This is a genomic window from Yaniella halotolerans DSM 15476, assembly GCF_000420805.1.
Taxonomy (GTDB): Bacteria; Actinomycetota; Actinomycetes; order Actinomycetales; family Micrococcaceae; genus Yaniella; species Yaniella halotolerans.
Genome location: NZ_ATVQ01000001.1, coordinates 1,136,288 through 1,157,056, shown reverse-complemented (window position 1 = coordinate 1,157,056; position 20,769 = coordinate 1,136,288). Strand labels below are relative to the sequence as shown.

15 protein-coding genes and 1 pseudogene are annotated in these 20,769 nt (G+C 55.6%); 7 read left to right on the top strand and 9 right to left on the bottom strand.

All coding sequences use genetic code 11. The features are described 5' to 3' along the window. Positions 1-84 precede the first annotated feature (84 nt). Positions 85-1,446 carry an MFS transporter gene (locus tag G583_RS0105600; protein WP_022870207.1) on the top strand — a complete coding sequence of 454 codons (1,362 nt, stop codon included), beginning with the start codon at positions 85-87 and terminating at the stop codon, positions 1,444-1,446. Here G583_RS0105600 and G583_RS14590 read toward each other — a convergent pair. Then, on the bottom strand, positions 1,443-1,877 hold the full coding sequence (locus G583_RS14590) for a DUF1801 domain-containing protein (RefSeq protein ID WP_245540578.1): 435 nt from the start codon (positions 1,875-1,877) through the stop codon (positions 1,443-1,445). The two genes, G583_RS0105600 and G583_RS14590, sit on opposite strands and share 4 nt — an antisense overlap. After that, on the bottom strand, positions 1,843-3,162 hold the full coding sequence (locus G583_RS14585) for an ATP-grasp domain-containing protein (RefSeq protein ID WP_022870205.1): 1,320 nt from the start codon (positions 3,160-3,162) through the stop codon (positions 1,843-1,845). Before G583_RS14585 ends, G583_RS14590 begins: the two co-directional genes overlap by 35 nt. A 156-nt stretch (positions 3,163-3,318) precedes the next feature. Here G583_RS14585 and G583_RS0105585 point away from each other — a divergent pair, with 156 nt between their 5' ends. Then, positions 3,319-4,470 carry a hypothetical protein gene (locus G583_RS0105585; RefSeq protein ID WP_156832055.1) on the top strand — a complete coding sequence of 384 codons (1,152 nt, stop codon included), beginning with the start codon at positions 3,319-3,321 and terminating at the stop codon, positions 4,468-4,470. Between the two features lie 13 nt (positions 4,471-4,483). Here G583_RS0105585 and G583_RS14580 read toward each other — a convergent pair whose 3' ends face one another. The 4 genes from G583_RS14580 to G583_RS0105565 form a co-directional block, all read right to left on the bottom strand. After that, positions 4,484-5,848 (bottom strand): HNH endonuclease, encoded by a 1,365-nt coding sequence (locus G583_RS14580; RefSeq protein WP_022870203.1) that lies wholly within the window; start codon positions 5,846-5,848, stop codon positions 4,484-4,486. 184 nt (positions 5,849-6,032) lie between these two features. Further along, positions 6,033-7,721 carry a formate--tetrahydrofolate ligase gene (locus tag G583_RS0105575; RefSeq protein ID WP_022870202.1) on the bottom strand — a complete coding sequence of 563 codons (1,689 nt, stop codon included), beginning with the start codon at positions 7,719-7,721 and terminating at the stop codon, positions 6,033-6,035. 48 nt (positions 7,722-7,769) lie between these two features. Continuing rightward, positions 7,770-8,285 (bottom strand): DedA family protein, encoded by a 516-nt coding sequence (locus G583_RS0105570; RefSeq protein ID WP_022870201.1) that lies wholly within the window; start codon positions 8,283-8,285, stop codon positions 7,770-7,772. Between the two features lie 45 nt (positions 8,286-8,330). Further along, positions 8,331-9,812, bottom strand: coding sequence for a CCA tRNA nucleotidyltransferase (locus G583_RS0105565; protein WP_022870200.1), 1,482 nt, complete (start codon positions 9,810-9,812; stop codon positions 8,331-8,333). Positions 9,813-9,915: 103 nt separating this feature from the next. On the opposite strand from G583_RS0105565, the pseudogene G583_RS16920 reads away from it, so the two are divergent. The 5 genes and pseudogenes from G583_RS16920 to trxA form a co-directional block, all read left to right on the top strand. After that, positions 9,916-10,497 (top strand): annotated as a pseudogene (locus G583_RS16920) (NUDIX hydrolase); the annotation flags it as partial. A gap of 314 nt (positions 10,498-10,811) precedes the next feature. After that, positions 10,812-12,551, top strand: a complete 1,740-nt coding sequence (gene murJ, locus G583_RS14570; RefSeq protein WP_022870198.1) for a murein biosynthesis integral membrane protein MurJ — start codon at positions 10,812-10,814, stop codon at positions 12,549-12,551. Between the two features lie 100 nt (positions 12,552-12,651). Further along, on the top strand, positions 12,652-14,355 hold the full coding sequence (locus tag G583_RS0105550; protein WP_022870197.1) for a discoidin domain-containing protein: 1,704 nt from the start codon (positions 12,652-12,654) through the stop codon (positions 14,353-14,355). A gap of 121 nt (positions 14,356-14,476) precedes the next feature. Continuing rightward, the gene (trxB, locus tag G583_RS0105545) at positions 14,477-15,424 is read left to right on the top strand and encodes a thioredoxin-disulfide reductase (protein WP_029629289.1); all 948 of its coding nucleotides are present in this window, start codon (positions 14,477-14,479) and stop codon (positions 15,422-15,424) included. 48 nt (positions 15,425-15,472) lie between these two features. Next, a complete protein-coding gene (trxA, locus tag G583_RS0105540) occupies positions 15,473-15,796 on the top strand; it encodes a thioredoxin (RefSeq protein ID WP_022870195.1) in 324 nt (107 codons plus the stop codon). 79 nt (positions 15,797-15,875) lie between these two features. Here trxA and G583_RS16575 read toward each other — a convergent pair whose 3' ends face one another. The 3 genes from G583_RS16575 to rsmG form a co-directional block, all read right to left on the bottom strand. Further along, positions 15,876-17,204 (bottom strand): ParB/RepB/Spo0J family partition protein, encoded by a 1,329-nt coding sequence (locus G583_RS16575; protein ID WP_040895118.1) that lies wholly within the window; start codon positions 17,202-17,204, stop codon positions 15,876-15,878. Positions 17,205-19,111: 1,907 nt separating this feature from the next. Further along, positions 19,112-20,047, bottom strand: a complete 936-nt coding sequence (locus G583_RS0105530) for a ParA family protein (protein ID WP_022870194.1) — start codon at positions 20,045-20,047, stop codon at positions 19,112-19,114. A 45-nt stretch (positions 20,048-20,092) separates the two neighbouring features. Then, complete coding sequence (rsmG, locus tag G583_RS14565) at positions 20,093-20,758, bottom strand: 16S rRNA (guanine(527)-N(7))-methyltransferase RsmG (RefSeq protein ID WP_084677299.1); 666 nt, start codon at positions 20,756-20,758, stop codon at positions 20,093-20,095. Positions 20,759-20,769: the final 11 nt, after the last annotated feature.

The window sequence follows — 20,769 nt, the reverse complement described above, 5'->3', positions numbered from 1 at the left end:
CAATGCTTGACATCTTCATCTATCTCTAGTTGGATTGACGGTGATCCAAACCACAGAACCTTCCCCACTTCAAGGAGTGTCACCATGAGCGTTTCTGCCACCGTGCCCGCCTCTGACACAACCCTGCACGAGCTCACGCCCGCGCAGAAGAAAAAGGAATCCCTTCGAGTCATTCTTTCGAGCTATCTGGGCTCCTCGATCGAGTTCTACGACTTCCTGCTCTACGCATCGGCGTCAGCATTAGTTTTCCCAACCGTCTTCTTCAGCGATCTCGATCCGCTGGCCGGGACCATCGCCTCATACGGAACGTTCGCAGCGGGTTACCTTGCCCGCCCACTCGGCGGTGCAATCTTCGGCCACTTCGGCGACAAGCTGGGCCGCAAGAAAATGCTGGTGCTGTCCATGTTCATCATGGGCATCGCGTCCACGCTGATCGGCCTCGTCCCCAGCGCCGAGATGATCGGTTCCTGGGGCGCCGTCATCCTGGTTATGTTGCGCATGTTCCAGGGCATCGCGGTTGGCGGTGAATGGGGTGGTGCCGCGCTGATGGCGTTGGAACACTCCGAAAAAGGACGACGCGGTTTCGCCGCTTCCTTTACTAACGCAGGTGCACCAACCGGTGCAGCACTCGGGACATTTGTGCTCGGCACGTTCGCGGCGGTGCTGCCGCAGGATGAGTTCCTGTCCTGGGGTTGGCGCGTACCCTTCCTACTATCCTTCGCACTGCTGGTCATCGGTATGATCGTGCGCTCCAAGATCACTGAGTCCCCAATCTTCCTGGCTGCCCTGGAGAAGGAAAAGCACGAACCGGTCAAGGCCAAGAAGAAACTGCCCATCTTGGAGGTACTGCGTCGTCCGAAAGCCCTGATTTTGACCATGCTGGCCGGTGCTTCCGGTTTCGCACTGCAGGTACTCCTCTCAACCTTCGCGGTAAGCTACGCGACCGAATTCGGTGCCGAGCGCGCCTCGGTGCTCTACGCATTCGCATTCGCTTCGGTTGCCTCGATCTTCTTCGTGATCTACTTTGCTCACATTTCCGACCGTTTTGGACGCCGTCCGGTCATGCTCGTGGGCCTCGCCCTATTCGTCGCTTTCCTGCAGCCGTTCTTTGCCATGATGCGCTCCAATAACTGGGCGCTCATTCTGCTGGCGTTCACCATCGCGCTGGCGTTACACGCGGTGATCTTCGGTCCGTTGGCGGCGTTCATTTCCGAGCAGTTTGGTACCAGCTCACGCTATACAGGTGCATCGATGGGTTACCAGCTGGCCACCCTGATCGGGGCGGGCTTTACCCCAACCATCCTGGCCTCGCTCTACGCAGCCTCCGGCGGCACATCAGTGACCACCGTAATCTGGTACCTCGTCGGTCTGGCCCTCATCTCGGGGATTGCAATCATCCTGACGCGCGAATCCAAGAACCTCGACCTCGAAACGCACGAACACTAAGCCTCGTCTGGAAACTCCGCCTTGATGAAGTCAAAAGAGTCCTTGATCAGAAACCGAAGCACCGTCTCGTCGACGTCTTCAAGTTTCTTCAGATACAGGCAGGACTTCCCGGCCTTATAGGGGCCGAGTTGCGCCAGCTGTTCGGCGTAACGCTCCTCAAGACCTCCCAATAAATACACCACGAGATGCGCCTTTCGCGGGCTAAACCCTGCGGCGGGCGCATCGCCTTGCCGCCCCGAAGCGTAGACGTAGTGGTAGCTACCGAACCCGATGATGCTCGGACCCCACATCACCGGGCGCTCACCGGTTACTCCACCCATGATGGTTAGCAGTCGTTCGGCGTCAGCCCTCCGGACTGCATGATCCACGGTTGCGATGAACTCTCTGGGATCGACCTCAGTCGGTTGCATTGCGTTCTGAGACGTCGCCACGTTGCTCCTTGATGTCATCCTCGATTGTGAACACCAACTCATTGCAACAGTAGTCGTAAATGGATCGCAGTTCGCGTTCGCTCTGCCCGGCAACATAAACTTCCGCCAACATGAAGCTATAGCTATCCTGCCCTTCGAGATCCGACAGCCACATGTGTTCCTTTGCCACAATCTTAATGTGGACTGCGGGAAAACGCTGCTCAAGTTCGGCAATTTCTGCAGCACTCGGCACCCGATGAACGAAGCCATCGCTAAAACGTCGGAGCATCCATTTCGCGGCGATCCGGTACTCGCCTTGCGCCTCTGGCATGTGCGGACGACGTCCCAAAGCAAGGTCCATCATGGCTAAGTGATTGGGCATACCGTCAACCCACCGGAAAATCTCTGCATGGGATTGTGAATGTCGACTATTGATCTCCAGCAACGCCAGGTGCTGCGTCGCCTCGTCCCAGAAGTATTCGATATTGAATGTACTGTTTCTCAGACCGATCGCACCGAGCACTCGGCGGGTAGTTTCTGCCATTTTTGCTAGCGCATGTTCGGGCAGTTGCGATGGGTATTGATAGCGCAGAAAACTCGGGGCGTCATCGTAGAGAATTGAATCGACGACGCCGATGATCTCTACTTTCTCGCCCCAACTATAGCCTTCCAGCGTGCACTGCTGACCGAATACGGCTTCTTCCACCATGTAGGCATGCCCGGAGATATCCGCCACCTCGTCGGGCAGGTCGAGCAATTTGAGCACCTCGTCAAAAGCATCCCCGGTGCTATGCGTCTGCTGCCGTTCCGTCTCTAGCGCCGCACGCAGTGCGCCTTCATCGGAGGCATAGTGTGCTCCCTGGGAAGAAAAGGATTGAATCGGTTTTACCCAGACCGGATATATCATGTGCGATGGCAGGGTTGCCATCGGGTCGTCGACGTCGATCAGCCCGAATGCGGGATGTACATCGATCACGTTCTGTTGTTCAAGCCGAGACCAATACTTGTGCTCACACTTGACCACCGCTTCCAGCTCTTTGGAGCGCAAGCCGTATTGCTGCGACAGAATCGGCACCAGCATATTGACCGGAAAGTCCCAGTACCCAACGATGGCGTCAATCGGCCCTTCAAATTGGTCAAGCCGATCTTGGGCTTTTTGCAAGATCTTGGGAAAGGACACACGGCCCTCTTGCATTTCTTCGATGGTCAGCAGACTGTGAAAAATATACTGCTCGGCATTAGGCAGCGCCTCAAGCTCTGCTAAGTTTCTGGGTTCAAGTCCTAGAACAAATATGTGCTGTGGCATGGGCTTCTCCTGCCCGAATATAGAATCTACGCGTCGCACCAGATAGACAAATGTCTTGGCAATCGTGCGCGGTGTTCTCAGTATAAAGTACGCGACTCCGCGTGGGAACGGGCCTCTTATGCGCACTGTTCTACCGCGCGTTGTACGATGGGCGCCGTGACGGATTACGAAATTGATACCGATGACATCCTGACTCGCCACCGACAACTCGGTGGGTTGAAGGCACTCGCGTCGTCGGCGCAAAAGCTTACTGACCGCAGTTTCGAGTTGTACGGCCCAACAAACCTTGCAGATTTCGCCAAGTGGTTGGGGCGCGCTGGGAATCTGGCCGCTAAACCTCAGTTCGTGCAGGTGGTTCAGGCCAATCAGCAAAACATCATGGCCCACGGTGTCTATGGTTGGTTGCAGATTGTGTTAACCGGTGCGGTCTATCAGTATCGGCGCGACCTCAACATGCGGGGGCGCAGCGATGATGCCACGTATTTATCGCGTCAACACGTCGACGATGTGTGTCGTCTCGGCACGCATATCGTGCTGAATTATGGTGCACCGACCGTGGTCAACCGCAGACTGCTGGGACATTTCATGTCGGGCAACTACGCGCGGTTGGTGGATCATGTACTGCCGAAGGTTGGGGAATCACTCGGGAGCGAGTTGCCGTCGGATGCGCTGGAACAGGGTGCAAATCCGGTCTTTCGTCTGCCGCAGCAAACATTGCAGATGACCGTCGTCCATGAGCTGGATTTGCGGCCGATGGATGCTGACGAACCCATTGACCATGAAGGTTTTGCGTATTGGCCCGATGAGATCAAGCAAAACGATGTTTCGACGTCAGACGGCGCAACCCAGCAGATGATTTACGAGCTGACGATGATCACCCGCGCATTGCAGGAGGGCTCGGCTCCTGCACCATGGGATGATGCTTCGGTGGTTCGGTCCAGGTTGGAAGCCACGATGGGGATTGCGTGGGCTTCGCAGTGTTTGGATCCACACCCCGAGATTGCTTCGGATGAGCATACGGACATGTACATCGCTGAACTGATCTCCCGTGTGGAGCAGCTCCAGGAACGAGGCATTATCGGAGCGATTTCTTCCGATATTTTCCAAACTCGTCAGTTGGTTGAGGAAGCAGCTAACGATGATCCGGCAACGGTCATGCTCTATGAGCGCGCTTTGCGTCAATCGGTCGACAACGCGGCCTGGGTCGTCTTTAACTGGGTGCCGGACATACAGACGGCAGGCTTCCTAGCTCAATTGCTCCTGGACTATCAGTTCGACGCATTCTTTGCGGAGGTCGAGAAGCTCTAAGACCCAGGGCCCTTTATGTCATGCTGACTAGCTGCCGTGGCATCGCGATATTGATTGGTCCGATATCCGTGGTGAGCTCATCGTCGGTTTCATCGTCCGGTGATCCTGTATTGGATGGCAGTCCTTCGAGGATGGGACCGTTTGGTGTCGTGTAGGTATGACCGGTCGGGGTGGTCACCGTCAGCCCTTCATCGGTGACGGCATGCAGCCAGCCGCGGTTTTCCTTGGCCTGATTACATCCAGCACACAACCCCGACCCATTCGCCCAATTCGTTGGCCCGCCCTCGTAGTACGGAGTGACATGGTCATACTCCTGAATCGGGGCATCACAAAACGGTGTCCGACACGTATTGTCACGCAACGCGAGCATGCGTTGTATCCCCTTGGGAAAGGACCTCGCCCTCGACTCCAAACTCACCAACTGATGATCCTTGGGCCTGGTGAACAGTCTTCGTAAGAACTTTTCGCCTTCGGGGTTTTCCAGCATGCGCCTGGCCAGGTGTGCTGGAATCGGGCCATGACCGACCAGTTTCGCTGGGGTTTCATCAACCCCAAACAGTGCACCATCCGACATCACCAACTGCACCTCAATGGCCACACCATCGGCAGTGGTCTGACCGGTGGTCAGTTCGACGAGACTATCGGCCATAATCTGATCCCGGGTTCGCGGCTGCTGCTCGGGATCTTCACTGTCATCGGCTTGTGGAGTGCCCTGAGTGGTGGCTCGGCGTTGCAGGGCCGCATAGGCAGCAATTGCTTGCTGAGTCGGCAACAATGCAGTCAGGTAGGACATCCCGTCCGCGGCAGGCCGCACCGACACCCGACGCTCGGTGACGGCCTTGTCATGGCGTTTCACGGCGCCAACAGGGTCCAACGTTTGAGCATGAGCACGGACCTTGCCACCCAGCTTCTTAGGTCCAAGACCAACAAACTTGCCCGCCATCAACTCATCAACCTCAGCCCGATGCTGGGTGGATAGCCAGTTCGTTTCGGTCACCACCACGTTGGCGCGTTCAAGATTGATCTCACCAGCAGCCAGGGCGTCCATAGTGTTGGGCATTTCATACACCAACGCATGCGAGGCATTCAGCAGCCGGTTACCACGAAACGTGGACTCCCCGATTGCCAACCCAATTTCTGAACCTAATCCTTTACACCGCTCTGATTTCGGGACGCCTTGGGCAGCCTCTTCTTCAGCCCGGATGGCTGCCAGGTCAGCGATTTCTTGGGCCTCAATCGCATCCAACGTCGCCTTCTGGGCCGCAATCAACTGCAACCGATCAATGCCTTGAGTGGAGGAGTCAATGGTATCCAGTAGCCCTAAAGCGGCACGAAGCTGCGTCGTTGCTTCCCTGCCTGTCACTGCTGAATCTTTCATGCACACAAGTCTATAGATGGGCAGGGACATGATAAGCCCAACTTCAACAACTCAAACCTTCAATCAAATTTCCCACAATCACAACAAACCAGGTTGACAGTAGACTAGATGCCCTGATTTAAATACTGCAGCGGGTGCAGACCCGAAGGTCCAGACCCGCTGCAGTGCATGCTATGGAAGAGGTTTAGAACAAGCCGAGGATCTCGCCTTCAGCATTGACGTCCATGTTGTCAGAAGCTGGCTCATTTGGCAGGCCAGGCATAGTCATCATTGCACCGGTCAGCGCGACGACGAATCCTGCACCGGCACGAACATTCAGCTCGCGAACGGTCACACGGAAGCCTTCTGGCGCACCGAGGTCCTTTGGATCGTCAGTAAACGAGTACTGCGTCTTGGCCATACACACCGGCACTTTATCTTCGCCGGCGTCTTCGAGCTGTTTGAGCTGCTTCTCAGCTGCTGAGGAGAAGTCGACGCCTTCGCCGCCGTAGATATTCTTGACGATGTGCTCGATGCGAGCACGCACGCCGGTGTCGTCCGAGAACATTGGCTGGACCGGGTCGTTGCCTTCGTCGAGCATACCGCGCAATTTGGTTGCCAACGCTTTGGCACCTTCACCACCGTTGGCCCAGACACTGACCACTTCGGCTTCAACGCCGCGAGCTTCACAGAAGTCTTTGACCCACTGCAGCTCTTCGTCGGTGTCCTGTGGGAACTGGTTGATCGCCACGATGACGGGCGCACCATAGGACTTGACGTTATCCAGGTGGCGGGCCAGGTTGTTGGAGCCTTTCTCCATGGCTTCGATGTGTCCAGAGCGGTCATCGCCGGGTTTATTGACCTCGTCCAGCGATAGGCCACCGTTGTATTTCACGGAGCGTACCGTCGCGACGACAGTTACGGCGTCGGCAGCGAAACCACCGGCCGGACCGGTGATGTTTACGAATTTCTCGGCACCAAGGTCAGCACCGAAGCCGGCCTCGGTGACGACGGTTTCGGCCAGATCCAATGCAGTGTTGGTGGCGATCACTGAGTTTGCACCGTGGGCGATGTTGGCGAATGGTCCACCGTGAATCAGCGCCGGTGTCCCACCGATCGACTGGACAAGGTTTGGTTTCATGGCATCGCGCAACAGAATCGCCATGCCACCCTGTGCACCATTTGGTCCAAGTTCAGCGGCGGTTACTGGTTTCCGGTCATAGGTTTCCGCAACCACGATGCGCGAGAGACGGTCTTTCAGGTCGTCAATGTCTTTGGCCAGGCAGAAGACCGCCATAGTTTCGGAGGCCACAGTAATTTCGAAGTGATCTTCGCGAGGCGTTCCGGAGGCGCGTCCACCCAGGCCGATGGTCACGTTTCGCAGGTTGCGGTCGTTCATGTCCAGTACGCGCTTGATGCGCACTGTTCGAGGGTCGATACCAAGTTCGTTGCCGTGGAAAATGTGGTTATCCACGAGGTTGCACAGCAGGTTGTGGGCCGAGGTAATGGCGTGGAAGTCACCTGTGAAGTGCAGGTTGATGTTTTCCATAGGTACCACCTGGGCGTAACCGCCGCCGGTAGCACCGCCCTTCATACCAAATACGGGGCCCAGCGATGGCTCACGCAGCGCCACCATGGTCTTAGAACCCACCAGGTTCAGGGCGTCGGCGATACCGACGGAGACGGTGGATTTCCCTTCACCCGCAGGTGTTGGGGAGACCGCGGTGACCAGCACGAGTTTGCCTCGCTTGCCGGAACCTTGAACTTTTTGGGTATCGACTTTGGCCATGTGGTGGCCATACGGGATAAGCGCCTCGTCAGAAATGTTGACCGAGGCGGCAATGTCGGAGATCGGTTGCAGTGTGGCAGCCAGTGATATTTCAGCATCATTCATACGTGCAAGGTTAGCTACGTCACTGTTTTTAAGGAAGGGCCGACCACATTAACTTTGGATTTTTTCTGACGCCTTCTTATCGGTACTGGTCAGACGCCAGATGATCCACGCAATCAACACAACAACCAGCGCAATAACTACCGCGACCGTCGTTATGGGCCACCTGGAATACGCGATACCCAGGGCTGCAATGGATACCGATCCGATGGTCGTATAGATGGTCGCCCAGGTCGCTCCGCCAAGTATCAGTGCTGGCAGATACCGGTACCACCGCATTCTAACGACGCCGGCGGCGAGGTTGATCGCGGTTTGGAAGCCGATGGTTAGAAAGGAGACGGCGACGGCGGGTGGCCCCCACCGGTCCAGGGCTCGTTCGGCACGCTGATACACGGTCGAGGCCATGATCCGTTGGACGGCCTTGATCCGAGCCATACCGGCTCGGGCAGCGCGGCCAATGAGGTAGGTACCGCCGGCGCGGAGGAAGACGATGGCAAACAGCGCGATCCACACCCAGATCCAGGGTCCATCCCAGCTCAGGGGGTTGTACCAGACGCCGTTACCCACGTGGTCTCCTTGCTATGGCGTTGTTGTTACGCTTTCTACCCTAGATTATGTGTCGGTGGCGTCGTCGTCAGGGGTTTGGGCTTCAGGCTGATCCGCCCACCAGTCCAGCAGGGCGGTCTTGGTGGCCTCGAAATCGGCGGGACCTTCGTCAAGCCGGAGATTCAGCAGGTGGTTATAGGCGCGTCCGACCAGCGGGCCGGGTTTGAGGCCCAGGATCTCCATGATCTGTTTGCCGTCGAGGTCCGGGCGGATCGAGGCGAGCTCTTCTTCCTCGGCTAGCTGCTCGATGCGGGTTTCCAAATCGTCGTAGGCAGTGGCCAAACGACGGGCCTTGCGCTTGTTCTGGGTGGTCACATCCGAACGGGTCAGTGCGTGGAGGTGGTCGAGTAGGTTCCCGGCGTCAGTGACGTAGCGGCGTACCGCGGAATCGGACCATTCACCTTCGCCGTAGCCGTAGAACCGCATGTGCAGCTCGACGAGTCGGGCCACGGCTTTGGTCGAGTCCTTATCGAAGCGCAGGGCTCGCATGCGTTTGGCCGCGAGTTTTGCTCCGACGACGTCGTGGTGACGGAACGTGACCTTGCCGTTTTTCTCGAATCGGCGGGTCTTGGGCTTGCCGATATCGTGCATCAGGGCTGCGAAGCGGAGCACAAAATTCGGGGCGTCAACGTAATCAGCTTCGTGCTGGATGGCGTTTTCCATGACCTGCAACGAATGCTCGTACACGTCTTTGTGGCGGTGGGTGGCGTCCGAGGCTTCGCGCATCGCGGGGAGTTCGGGCAGCACGAAATCAGCGATTCCAGAGGCGACGAGAAGGTCGAGACCACGGCGTGGTTTGTCGGCGATCATGAGTTTCACGAGTTCTTCGCGCACGCGTTCGGCCGAGATGATCTCGATGCGCTGGGCCATCTCACCCATGGCGGTGGCAACGCGATCGGAAACGGTCACACCGAGTTGGGCGGCAAACCGTGCGGCGCGCATCATCCGCAGCGGGTCATCGGAAAAGGAGTCTTCGGGAGTGCCGGGCGTATCGAGCACACCGGCCACCAGCGCCTTAATGCCGCCAAACGGATCGACAAGTTCAAAATCGGGCAGGCGTAACGCCATGGCGTTGACGGTGAAATCCCGACGACGCAGATCCTCGACGAGCTCGGTGCCGAAAACGACTTCAGGTTTCCGCGAATCCGGATCGTACTTCTCGTCCCGGTACGTAGTGATTTCGACGATCCAATCGCCGTAGCGGGCGCCGATCGTGCCGAAAGCTGCCCCGATGTCCCACTGCGCGTGGGCCCAGCCGGTCAGAATCTGTTGGATCTGTTCGGGTTTGGCATCGGTGGTGAAGTCGAGATCGGTGACTTGTGAACCCAGAAACATATCACGTACTGGGCCACCGACCAGGGCCAGCTCGAAACCAGCGTCAGCAAACCGTGCCCCAAGATCCACAACGAATTTTGGCAGGGTGACGTCGGCGGGGAAACCGGCGGGTAAGTCCACGGTGGCTTGGTTGAGGTGGCTGGTATTCGACATGAGGTAAGTACGTATTCGATCCGATAGGTCAGTTGAAATTTTTGTTAGTCGGTGTCCCCGTATTGCGCGCCAGACAATGCTGGCTCGGACACTACGGGCTAGAGTGGATTGTATGTCCCACCGTGCCCGTGGTGCTTCCGATCGCACCCCACCCAATGTCTGGGGCACCAGTGCGTCTACGATCCGGCGGGTTCGCCGCGATGCACAGACTGCCAGGGTACGCACCGAGTCTGCTACAGGCTCGGGTCAGATACCAACTGTAAGCGAAATTTCCGCCGGTGGCATGGTGGTCCGGGAGCACCGCGGGGCACACCAGGTAGCCATTATCGCACGGTATAACCGCGGCGGACGACTCGAATGGGTGCTGCCCAAAGGCCACCCCGAAGGCGAAGAAGACCATCACGAAGCCGCCATGCGCGAGGTCGCTGAAGAAACCGGCATTTCCGGCGATGTGCTGACGGCGTTGGGCCACATCGACTACACGTTTACGGTGCCGGGTCGGCGCATCCACAAAACCGTGCACCACTTTTTATTGCGTGCCACCGGCGGGGAACTGACCATTGAAAACGATCCGGATCAAGAGGCCGTCGACGTTGCCTGGGTTGATGTCGATCGTCTCACCGGCCGCCTGACGTTCCTCAATGAGCGCCGTATTGTTGAAATGGCCCGCGATTTGATGGCCGAGTTTTTCGATATCGGTCCGCCACCTGCCGTCGTACGGCCGCGCCGGATTATTCCGATGATTCGTCGGCTGCCCTCTGGGTTAATTCCCCCGCAGTTCCGCGATGACCACGACGCTGAAACTGAGAAAAAGCCGCCCACACCCTATGAACTGGCTCAAAAGTTGGCCAGGGCCAAGCAACCCGACCAACAGCCTGGTAACCTACCCAAAGATTCCCCTGAGCGTCAGCCTGAGGAATCAACTTCCCCCGAACCAGAGCAACCGAAGATTCCCAAACCTTCGGCGGCACTATTTGAGAAACACCGTAAACGAAACACATGACCGAAACCCCCCAGGCCGAACAGGCTACTCCAGATCCCAAGGACGCCTCGAGGTCCCGCTCCCTTGCCGCAAAAGCTTCGGCGCTCATGGCGGCCGGGACGATCGTCTCCCGAGTGCTTGGGTTTGTCCGGAGCTCGCTGCTATTCGTGGCGATCGGTTCGACTGCCTTGGTGTCGGATGTCTTCGAATCCGCCAACACCATCCCAAACGTTATCTACATGCTGCTGGCGGGCGGCGTGTTCAACGTCGTGCTGGTCCCGCAGATCATCAAACAGGCCAAGAAAGCCGACCGGGGTGCCGACTACACGTCGCGGCTCATTACGTTGGCGGCAATCATTATCGGTGCGTTCACGATCGCCCTGACCTTCTTAGCAGCACCGATTATCGAAGCGCTCACCCTCGGATGGTCGGAGCCCAAGCTGGCTCTTGGTACCGCGTTTGCGTTCTGGACGCTGCCGCAAATCTTCTTCTACGGCATGTACGCGATCATCGGCCAGGTGCTCAACGCCCACGGCCGCTTCGGCGCGTATATGTGGGCGCCGGTGGCTAATAACGTTATCGCTATCGGGTTCATTCTCTTCTATATGGCGACATTCGGGGCCTACGTGGCCATTCCGGACGCCGAACAATTAGCACAGTGGACGACCACGCATACGATCATCCTCGCTGGCGGGCATACGCTGGGCATCGTCGCGCAGGCGGTCGTACTTCTTTGGCCGCTCAAACGCCTCGGTCTCGGGCTGAAACCCAAATTCGGGTGGAAGGGCATGGGCTTACGCCACACCGGTCGACTAGCTGGTTTTACGATCGTTACGATGGTGGTTGGCAACGTCTCAAACCTCATGATCAATCGACTGGTCACCGGCGCCACTGAAGCGCGAAGTGAGATCAGCGGTACCGTTGCCGAGGGCGCCTCGATTCCAGGGCTCCAGGCCCTGAACATCACCCAGTTGATCACGGTCTTACCGCATTCAGTGTTCGTATTGTCGATTGCCACCGTACTGTTCAACCACCTAGCCCGTGCGATGCAAGAACAAGATATGGACACCGCCCGGCGCACCACCGGCTCAGGCCTGCGCACATTCGCGGTGCCGATGATGATTTCGGTGGTCGGCGTCATAGTGCTGGCACCACCCATCGGACGACTGTTTGCCGGTTCGGCCGAAACCGCGGTTATCTCCGCGCACGCGATCGCCCAAATCCTGTTGCTGTTGGCCCTTGGGATGCCGCTGCGCTCAGCGCACTTCTATCTGCTGCGCGTCTTCTATGCGGCCGAGAACGCCATGATCCCCATGATCGTCCAAATCGGTGCCGCAGCGGTGTCGCTGGGCTTGTCCTACGGGTTGGCGCCGATCATGCCGATCGAAAACATGGCGTATCTGATCGCCCTGATCTTCACCGTCGTCCACGTCCTGCAGCTGGCACTGACCCACATCCTGGTCAAACGGTTCTTTGGTGACTACGGAGTCAAGCACGTCCTATCCACCTACATTCGAACCGGTTGGGCAGCGATAGCGGCAGGGGTCTTCGGTTTTGCCCTGCTCTACCCGCTCGGCGGGTACACCGGCGGGTGGGCAATGAGCTCCATTGTCAACGCCGTCATCGCGTGCGGACTGGTCGGTTCAGTCATGGTTGTGGTCTATCTGGTGGCCTGCCGAATCTTGGATGTCAGTGAGCTCAATCAGTTCCTCAATCCCATCACCAAGCGGTTAAAACGCAAGACCAACACCGGATAACAACAGTGTGACGGTAACGGTGTCAGATCCCAACAGTTCCCAACGAATACCATAAACTAGACACAGTGTTTCAACATCCATCGGTAACAGGGAGGTCTTGGTGGCCAACTTAGACGAAGGCGCGGTACTTGGTGGCCGCTACCAGATCACCGGACGCGTCATGGCATCCTCGCAAGGCGATCAGGTGCTCAACGGGCTCGACCAGGTACTCAACCGCGAGGTGCTGATCCTCGTCGCTTCGCGTGAGAACGCTTCCCAGGCCGCACAATCTGCCCGCCAGTTGGCCACCGGTGAACGCGCCAGCTCGATCCAAATTCTGGATCTGGGCCTGTCGAATGACCGCACCTATCTGGTTGCACCCGGCAACTCTGACGTCGAAGCCCTGTTGGCGCTGCTGACCAACCAAGAGGTCTACGTTGAACCATTCTTCACCGAAGCCCTGGGCACCGAACTCTTTGGCGAATCCCGGTCGAATACGCCACAAACCTTTGATGATGACGCCGAGTACTACGCTGATCTTCAAGATGAGTTGGAAGAAGAACAGGACGAAGGCTCAAATCGTCCAGAGTTTTTGAATAAGCTCTCCGATCGCATCGATAACTGGCTACAGGACGAGAATAACGAAGCCCCCATTGCTCCCGGACGTCCCCATGATTCCTCTGGTAAATCCGGCATTGGTACTGCCGCAGGCCTGGGTGCGGCAGCCGGTGCAGGTGCCGCTGCAGCCGGAGCATCGAAGAACAGCGATGACGACGATACTGACGGTCCGAAGACGGAGCAGACCGAGCAGCAAGAACCAGCCCGTTCCAAGCTGCCGATCCTGGATGATGACCAGGACGACGATGAGGTCGAAGAGCGCGTCCAGCCTGGCCAACCGCAACAGCCAACGCCGCCGCAAGAACCGGTCGATTCTGAACCTGAAGAAGAAGCACCGGAAGAGCGCACCCAGATCGTTCCACCGGTGACCCAAGAGCCGATCACCCAGAGCCAACCACAAGCTGCCGCTGCCCAGGAACCTGCACCGGACCAACCAGCAGAAGAGCGTTCCAAGCAACGCGCTGCTGCACCGATTATCCCACCACCCGCACCCGACGAGCCCACCGCTGAAGAGGGCTACGCCATCCAATACACCGATGAGCGGCAGCGTTCCACCCTGGGACGTTGGCTCGCGGGCCTCTTGCTCGTTGCTGTCCTCGTCGGTGCCGTCATCGTTGGCTTCCAATTCCTAGGCTCCCCTGAACAGGAAGAAGAGCCACCGGTCGCCGAGGAACCAACCGAAGAACAACCGGCCGACGGACAGACGGATGAACCCGACGAAGAGGAATCCGAGGATCTACCCGACCCCGTCCCAGCTTCGGTAGAACGTGTCGTACCGGATGCACCACAGCTCTCCAACGAGTACGAGTCTGATCTACCAGCGATCGTCGATGGTAACCAAGCAACCGCCTGGCACACCCTGACGTTCACCAGCCCGCAGTTTGGTGGATTCGCCTCCAACCTCGCACTGGTGGTCGAGCTGGAAGAAAAGGCCCCGATCTCGGAAATCACCATTGCCCAGAATCAGGGCAGCGGTGGGGCATTCACGGTGGCCGTTTCCAACGAACCGGATCCAACAGGTGGCGTCATGCTCACCGATGGTTCATTCACCGGACCCGAATATACGGTTGATGCCCACAACGAAGACGGCGAGCCCATTGAAGCCCGCTACGTGATCATCAACTTCACCGAACTACCGACCCTGTCGAATACTAATTCGCCTGAACGACCATACGGTCTACGCATCGCGGAAATCGACGTCAATTAGTCCAGAACACGAAGGCGCCATGGGGAATGGAATATTCTTTATGGTGCCTTCGTTGTCACTGACGGAACCAATACCCTAGGGCCCTGCTTACTGTGCCCTCCGCCTCATCAGAGCAAAGGAAATACTCTTGGCAGAGAACCTCACCGCCGACGTACACGACGTTGTGATTATCGGATCTGGCCCAGCCGGCTATACCGCCGCTGTTTACGCATCCCGCGCGAACCTGAACCCAATCCTGTTCACCAGTTCCGTCGAAGCAGGCGGCGAACTCATGAACACCACCGACGTTGAGAACTACCCGGGCTTCCCAGAAGGCATCATGGGACCAGAACTCATGGGCCACTTTGAAGCACAGGCCCGTCGCTTTGGAACTGATGTCCAGTACGAGGACGTCACCGAGCTGGACCTCAACGTGCAGCCAAAACGTATCACCCTGGCCGATGGCACCATCCACCAAGCACGTGCCGTCATTTTGGCGACCGGCTCCAAGTACCGCGAGCTCGGCTTGGCCGGTGAGAGCGCTCTGGTAGGGAAGGGTGTGTCCTGGTGTGCAACCTGTGACGGCTTCTTCTTCCGCGATCAGCCACTAGCTGTCGTCGGTGGCGGCGACTCCGCCATGGAAGAGGCCCTGTTCCTCACCAAGTTCGCTTCGAAAGTCTATGTCATTCACCGTCGCGACGAGCTGCGTGCCTCCCAGATCATGGCAGACCGTGCACTAGCCAACGAGAAGATCGAATTTATCTGGAACTCGGCTGTCACCGCGATCAACGGTGATACTAAAGTCGAATCACTTGATGTTGAGAATATCGTTGACGGCACGACCAGCACCCTCGATGTAAACGGTGTCTTCATTGCGATTGGTTCCGATCCTCGTACAGACTTGGTCAAAGACCAGCTCGATATTGACGAAACCGATGGCACAATCGTGGTGCAAGAACCATCAACTGCCACAAAGATCCCGGGCGTCTTCGCCGCAGGAGACGTCGTAGATGGTAAGTACCGTCAGGCTATTACCGCAGCCGGCATGGGTGCTAAGGCTGCTATCGACGTAGAAGATTTCCTCGGCTAAGACTCTCAACGCCCGCTAGGCGTATTCAACTCAATCGGAAGGAATATTATGGCGACCATCGCAGTAACAGATCAAGATTTCCAAGAAAAGGTTATCGACGCAGACAAACCAGTCATCGTCGACTTTTGGGCCGAATGGTGTGGCCCATGCCGTCAACTATCTCCAGTCCTGGAAGAAATCAGTGACAAATACGCTGACAAGGTCACCGTTGCCACTGTAGATGTTGACGACAACCCAGGTATCGCAGCAAAATACGGTATCACCAGCATCCCGACCGTCTACGTTTTCAAAGACGGCGAGAAAGCTCACGAGTCAGTCGGAGCGAAGCCACTCCACGCACTCGAGAAGGAATTTGCTGACTATCTGAACTAAGGTATTCACACACTAGAAAAGTGGTGCTGGTCAGAGTCTGACCAGCACCATTTTTTATTAGTTCAGAAGCTACAGGCTGCTATTCGTTTTCGGTAGCCTCACTATTGATGACAGCCATGATCCGGTTGAGATCATCGACAGACGCAAAGTCGATCGCGATACGTCCCTTCTTGGCTCCGAGGGTGATCTTCACGGAGGTATCGAGGAGATCCGTCAGTGTTGACGCCAACTCATCGAACTGCTGAGTGTTTCGACGAGGGCGTGGAGCAAGCTGACCTGCATTGTGCATGTTCCGTAGCATGAGACTTGCGAGCTCTTCAGTGGCACGGACTGACAGGCCCTCGTTGATGACGCGCTGTGCTAACTGGGTCATCAACGTCTCGTCATTGACGCCGAGAATGGCACGTGCATGTCCAGCCGATAACACGTTGGCTGCGACCTGACGTTGCACAGCAGGGGGCAGGTTCATGAGGCGCAGCGTATTTGAAATGTGTGGCCGTGATCGGCCCACACGTTTCGACAAGATCTCTTGTGACCAACCGAAGTCATTCATCAGCTGCTGATAAGCTGCGGCTTCTTCAAGCGCATTCAGTTCACTTCTGTGAATGTTTTCGAGAAGTGCATCACGCAGGAGATCTTGATCGGCAGTATCGCGAACGATCGCCGGGATAGTGTCTAGTCCGGCACGTTTACTCGCGCGCCAACGGCGCTCACCCATGATGAGTTCATACTTGCCCTGGGTGTCAGTAGGTCGAATGACGACAGGCTGTAGAACCCCTACCTCGGCCACCGAAGCGACAAGCTCGACCATTGCTTCTTCGTCAAACTCTTCACGTGGTTGTCGTGGGTTCGGGACGATGGCATCTACTTGAATCTCGTTCAGCAAGCTGCCCTGCTCCGTCTCGGTCACTTCTTGAGGCAGCTCTTCAACGGCAGGTCCTTCTACTGCGGTTTCTTCTGCAGACACTTCGGTAGTTTTCTTCCGTGGACGCTCGAGTATCGGGTTTGGCATAGCGGCACGGCTAGCCTTTGTTCGCTCTACAGATGGAGTTCCTGACGTGATACTGGAACTTGTGTTCACGGGAGCGGTCTCGGAGTCACTGTCGTCCGCGCTATCATCTCCAAAGAAGAGGTCTGACGGACGGCGTCTTCTACTGGCGGGTCGTACGCCTTCCAGGTAGCGAGATTCAACAGGTTCAGTATCTTGCGATAAATCAATCTTTGGCGCTTCATCTGCGATGATGAATGCCTCTGCAGATCGATTCTCGTCTGCTGCTGGTGCAGCTTCCTGCTGGTCCGGTGCTTCTTCGATTTCTTCTGGTGCAGGTTCTTCCTGAGATGTGTTCTGTATCAGAGCACCCAGTCCTCGACCCAATCCTCTACGAGATTTCTTGGGTTGTTGCGCCATCAATACCTCCGTTGTTGCTTCTGAAACTACAGCCACACCTAGCATATCTGCTATTCCTGCTGTTTGCTGTGTTTCACGTGAAACACGCGTTGTGTTCTGCCACCAGCTATCGTTGGTCGATAGTTTGCAATTTAATCCTCCATTTTTTGTCTGATGCCGAGCTCAAAATAGGTCAAAGAATATTTGCAGTCGTCGGCCAGCGCCGCAATAGGTGAGCGCTACTTGTTTTCAGCATTCGGTTTCACGTGAAACGCTTCTATCCCGAGCCTCCACAGGCTGACTTGGGCTCGATGAGTCCAGAATGTACAGTTGGTTTAGACGCTAGCCCGTACTCCACCCGCTTTATAGTGAAAACACTGTTTTTAGCAGCTTATCGGGACATGTGAGCAGAATTTTCCGCACATACCATCACGTCTAGCCCCGGTAGTGAGGTGAACTTCTCTTGGTGGATAGAGGACAAGGAAGATTGAATGGTTGTAATGTTTCACGTGAAACATATGAGTTAGGCGGATTACTACTCTCTTATACGACTAAAACTTGGTGTTGTGATATCGCCAGAGTCGTGATTCAGCTAAGTTTTATCCACGACAGCAATCAATGCGTATGGTTCTCATAGAGGGACGATCTCACTTTCTTACCTGGGTTGTTTCACGTGAAACCCTTTTCCAAGCATTAGAAGCAGGAGCAGAGCGTACTTTTTGATGATTGTCCTAGGTACAGCATGATATGGTCTGCTTTGCCCTGGATAGGTGCCTCGAACATGGTTTCTCAAATGACGTTTCACGTGAAACCAGCGCGAGAACCAATCGCAACCCTCACCCGTACCATGCTCAACATGTCATGCTGTGTATTATTCGTTGGGTACCGTGGGCAATCGCAGGTGAGACCGCTAACGAAAACAGACTACTTCTATGTGAGGGCCTAGTTTTACGACACACATATATGAGGTTTGTACATAGACTCAAATGGCAAGAATATGTGTCTATCGATCGTCGCCAGCATAAACTGCTCGGCATCGAGTACTGCACAGTTTTCGTGTTTCACGTGAAACGCAAGGTTATGTTCCTGAACTTTTATACACCAGAGTGTCTAGCCCCGAAGAGTGTACCAGCTTCCGTGCATCGTCTGCTGTGGTTCTCTAACGATTGAGTGTTTGTTGAGCATTCACTAATCAGCTTGCTACCCAAACTAGTCTTACCGAACTCGCGTTGGAGTGCGTCTAATCTCGTTTCACGTGAAACGTTTCCGTAAAAGTTTGGTCCTTCAAAACTGACACGGTGTTGGCTTGCATACTGAAACTAATCTCAGCAAAAGTGCACCTAATACCTGGACACGATCCGCTATATGGAACCCGCTCGTAATAGCACGCAGAGTTTCACGTGAAACGGGGGCAACGCCCAAACTCATAGTGCCAGATTTAATCGATATATTGGCGAAGCCTAGTGCTTTGAGCTGATGGCGGGCTTAGATATGTAATGACAACGATTTGCTGCTTCAATAGCTACGTATCTGCCAAGCACCACGTCGTATTGACATACCGGTCCGTGTTTCACGTGGAACGTCCCGAACCCGCACGGTCCAATTTTCCAGTTGAGTTTAAATTGCGACTCTACGCACCTAATACAATATTTTGGACAAACCAAACGTTGGCATGAGTGCGCAGACGCAAACGACTATATAGCTATCCGGTGGTTTCACGTGAAACGCTCTAGCGCTATATCACGATTCAGGGGAACAGAGTTACCGCCGACGAGTCGGTAGAACGAGGTACCAAAGGAAGACACCATAGCAGCCTGGCGAATCCTTTTTCACGTCAAAGGACTAGTATGCTCGGCAGTCAGTTTACAGAGCTATAATTGAGCGGCGCGAACTAACTGACGACTATGACGTGGAAAAATGACTGTTCACTACTGAGCATTACCCCGAGAAGCTATCTCCATAGCAGCCTCGCGATAGCTGAGGGCGCCGGTGGAACTTGGGTCGTAAGTGAGAACGCTCTGCTGGTACGAGGGGGCTTCAGAAATACGTACGTTCCTTGGAATGACAGCATCTAGCACTTGCTGCGGAAAGTAATCCCGGACTTCTTCGGCAACTTGCACTGCAAGGTTTGTCCGCGAGTCATACATCGTGAGAAGAATGGTAGAGATATGCAGCGCAGGATTAAGGTGTTCCTGAATCATCTGAATATTCTTAACCAGCTGTGAAAGCCCCTCGAGTGCATAGTATTCAGTCTGGATCGGAATCAGTACTTCATTCGCAGCAACGAAAGCGTTTACGGTTAATAATCCAAGACTCGGTGGACAATCAATAAAAACATAGTCGATACGAGGAAGGCCTACTTCTTCGCGATACTCGAAGTAGCGGTCGAGGGCACGCGAGAGTCGCTGCTCGCGTGCAACAAGTGAGACAAGCTCAATCTCTGCGCCAGCGAGGTCAATTGTCGATGGGGCGACTAGGAGACCGTCAGTGTCCGGGTTCTCGTAAAGTACGTCCTTCAGGTCATAGTCTTCGATAAGGACGTTGTAGATCGAGGGGACACCTTGATGGTGGTCAATATTCAACGCGGTCGAAGCATTACCCTGGGGGTCGGTGTCAATCACCAAAACGTTCATGCCAGCACGCGCCATAGCGGTCGAAACATTCACCGTCGTCGTAGTCTTACCGACGCCACCCTTTTGGTTAGAAATCGTCATGATGCGAGTGTGTTCAGGCTTTGGCATCCGCTTTGTTTTCAACTTCTCGCGTCGACGCTTTTCTGACTCCAACTGTCTGGCCAGCGGTGTCGAAGCAGCGCTATTCGTAGACTGCGCAGTTTCACCTGAAACATTTTCCTTCTCGACCAAGCCAGCCTCCCTTACTTTAAAGTTGAAGTAATTATTTCCTACAGATTAGGAATCATACGTAAGTCTTGCAACAGTCGTGGGAACTGCCAAGAGTTCGTCCCCGACTGTAAGAACTTCCGAGTGCTTCGTTTTGAATTTGCGCAAAACTTTATCTGCCTTTTCAATTTCATTGGCAGCACTTTTGCCTTTAATCGCTAGTAATTCACCCGAGCCATGCAGTAGCGGCACAGTCATCGGAACTAGAGATTTCATTGCCGAAACAGCACGTGCGGTCACTATATCCACATCGACCGTTTCGAAGACCTGTTCTGAACGGGCACGTACAACATCGACGTTTTCCAGTTCAAGATCTTCAACGACCATTTCTAACCAGTCGACACGTCGTTCTAATGGCTCGATGAGAACGAACTGGACATCTGGTCTAGCGATAGCCAGAGCGATACCGGGCAGTCCTGCACCTGAGCCAACATCGGCGACAAGGGCGCCCTTGGGCAACAGCTCTTGAACCACAGCACAATTGAGCACGTGTCGATCCCACATTTTCGGGATCTCTCGGGGTCCAAGGAGTCCCCACTCGATGCCAGTTGTCACGAGGTGGTGTACAAACCGTTCGACGGTAGCTGTGGATTCTCCGTAGAGCACCTCGACAGCGTCAACAACCCAGTCTTCTTGGCGACCGAGTTCGGCGTCGGATGGATCAGCGTCAGGAATAGGATTCTCGG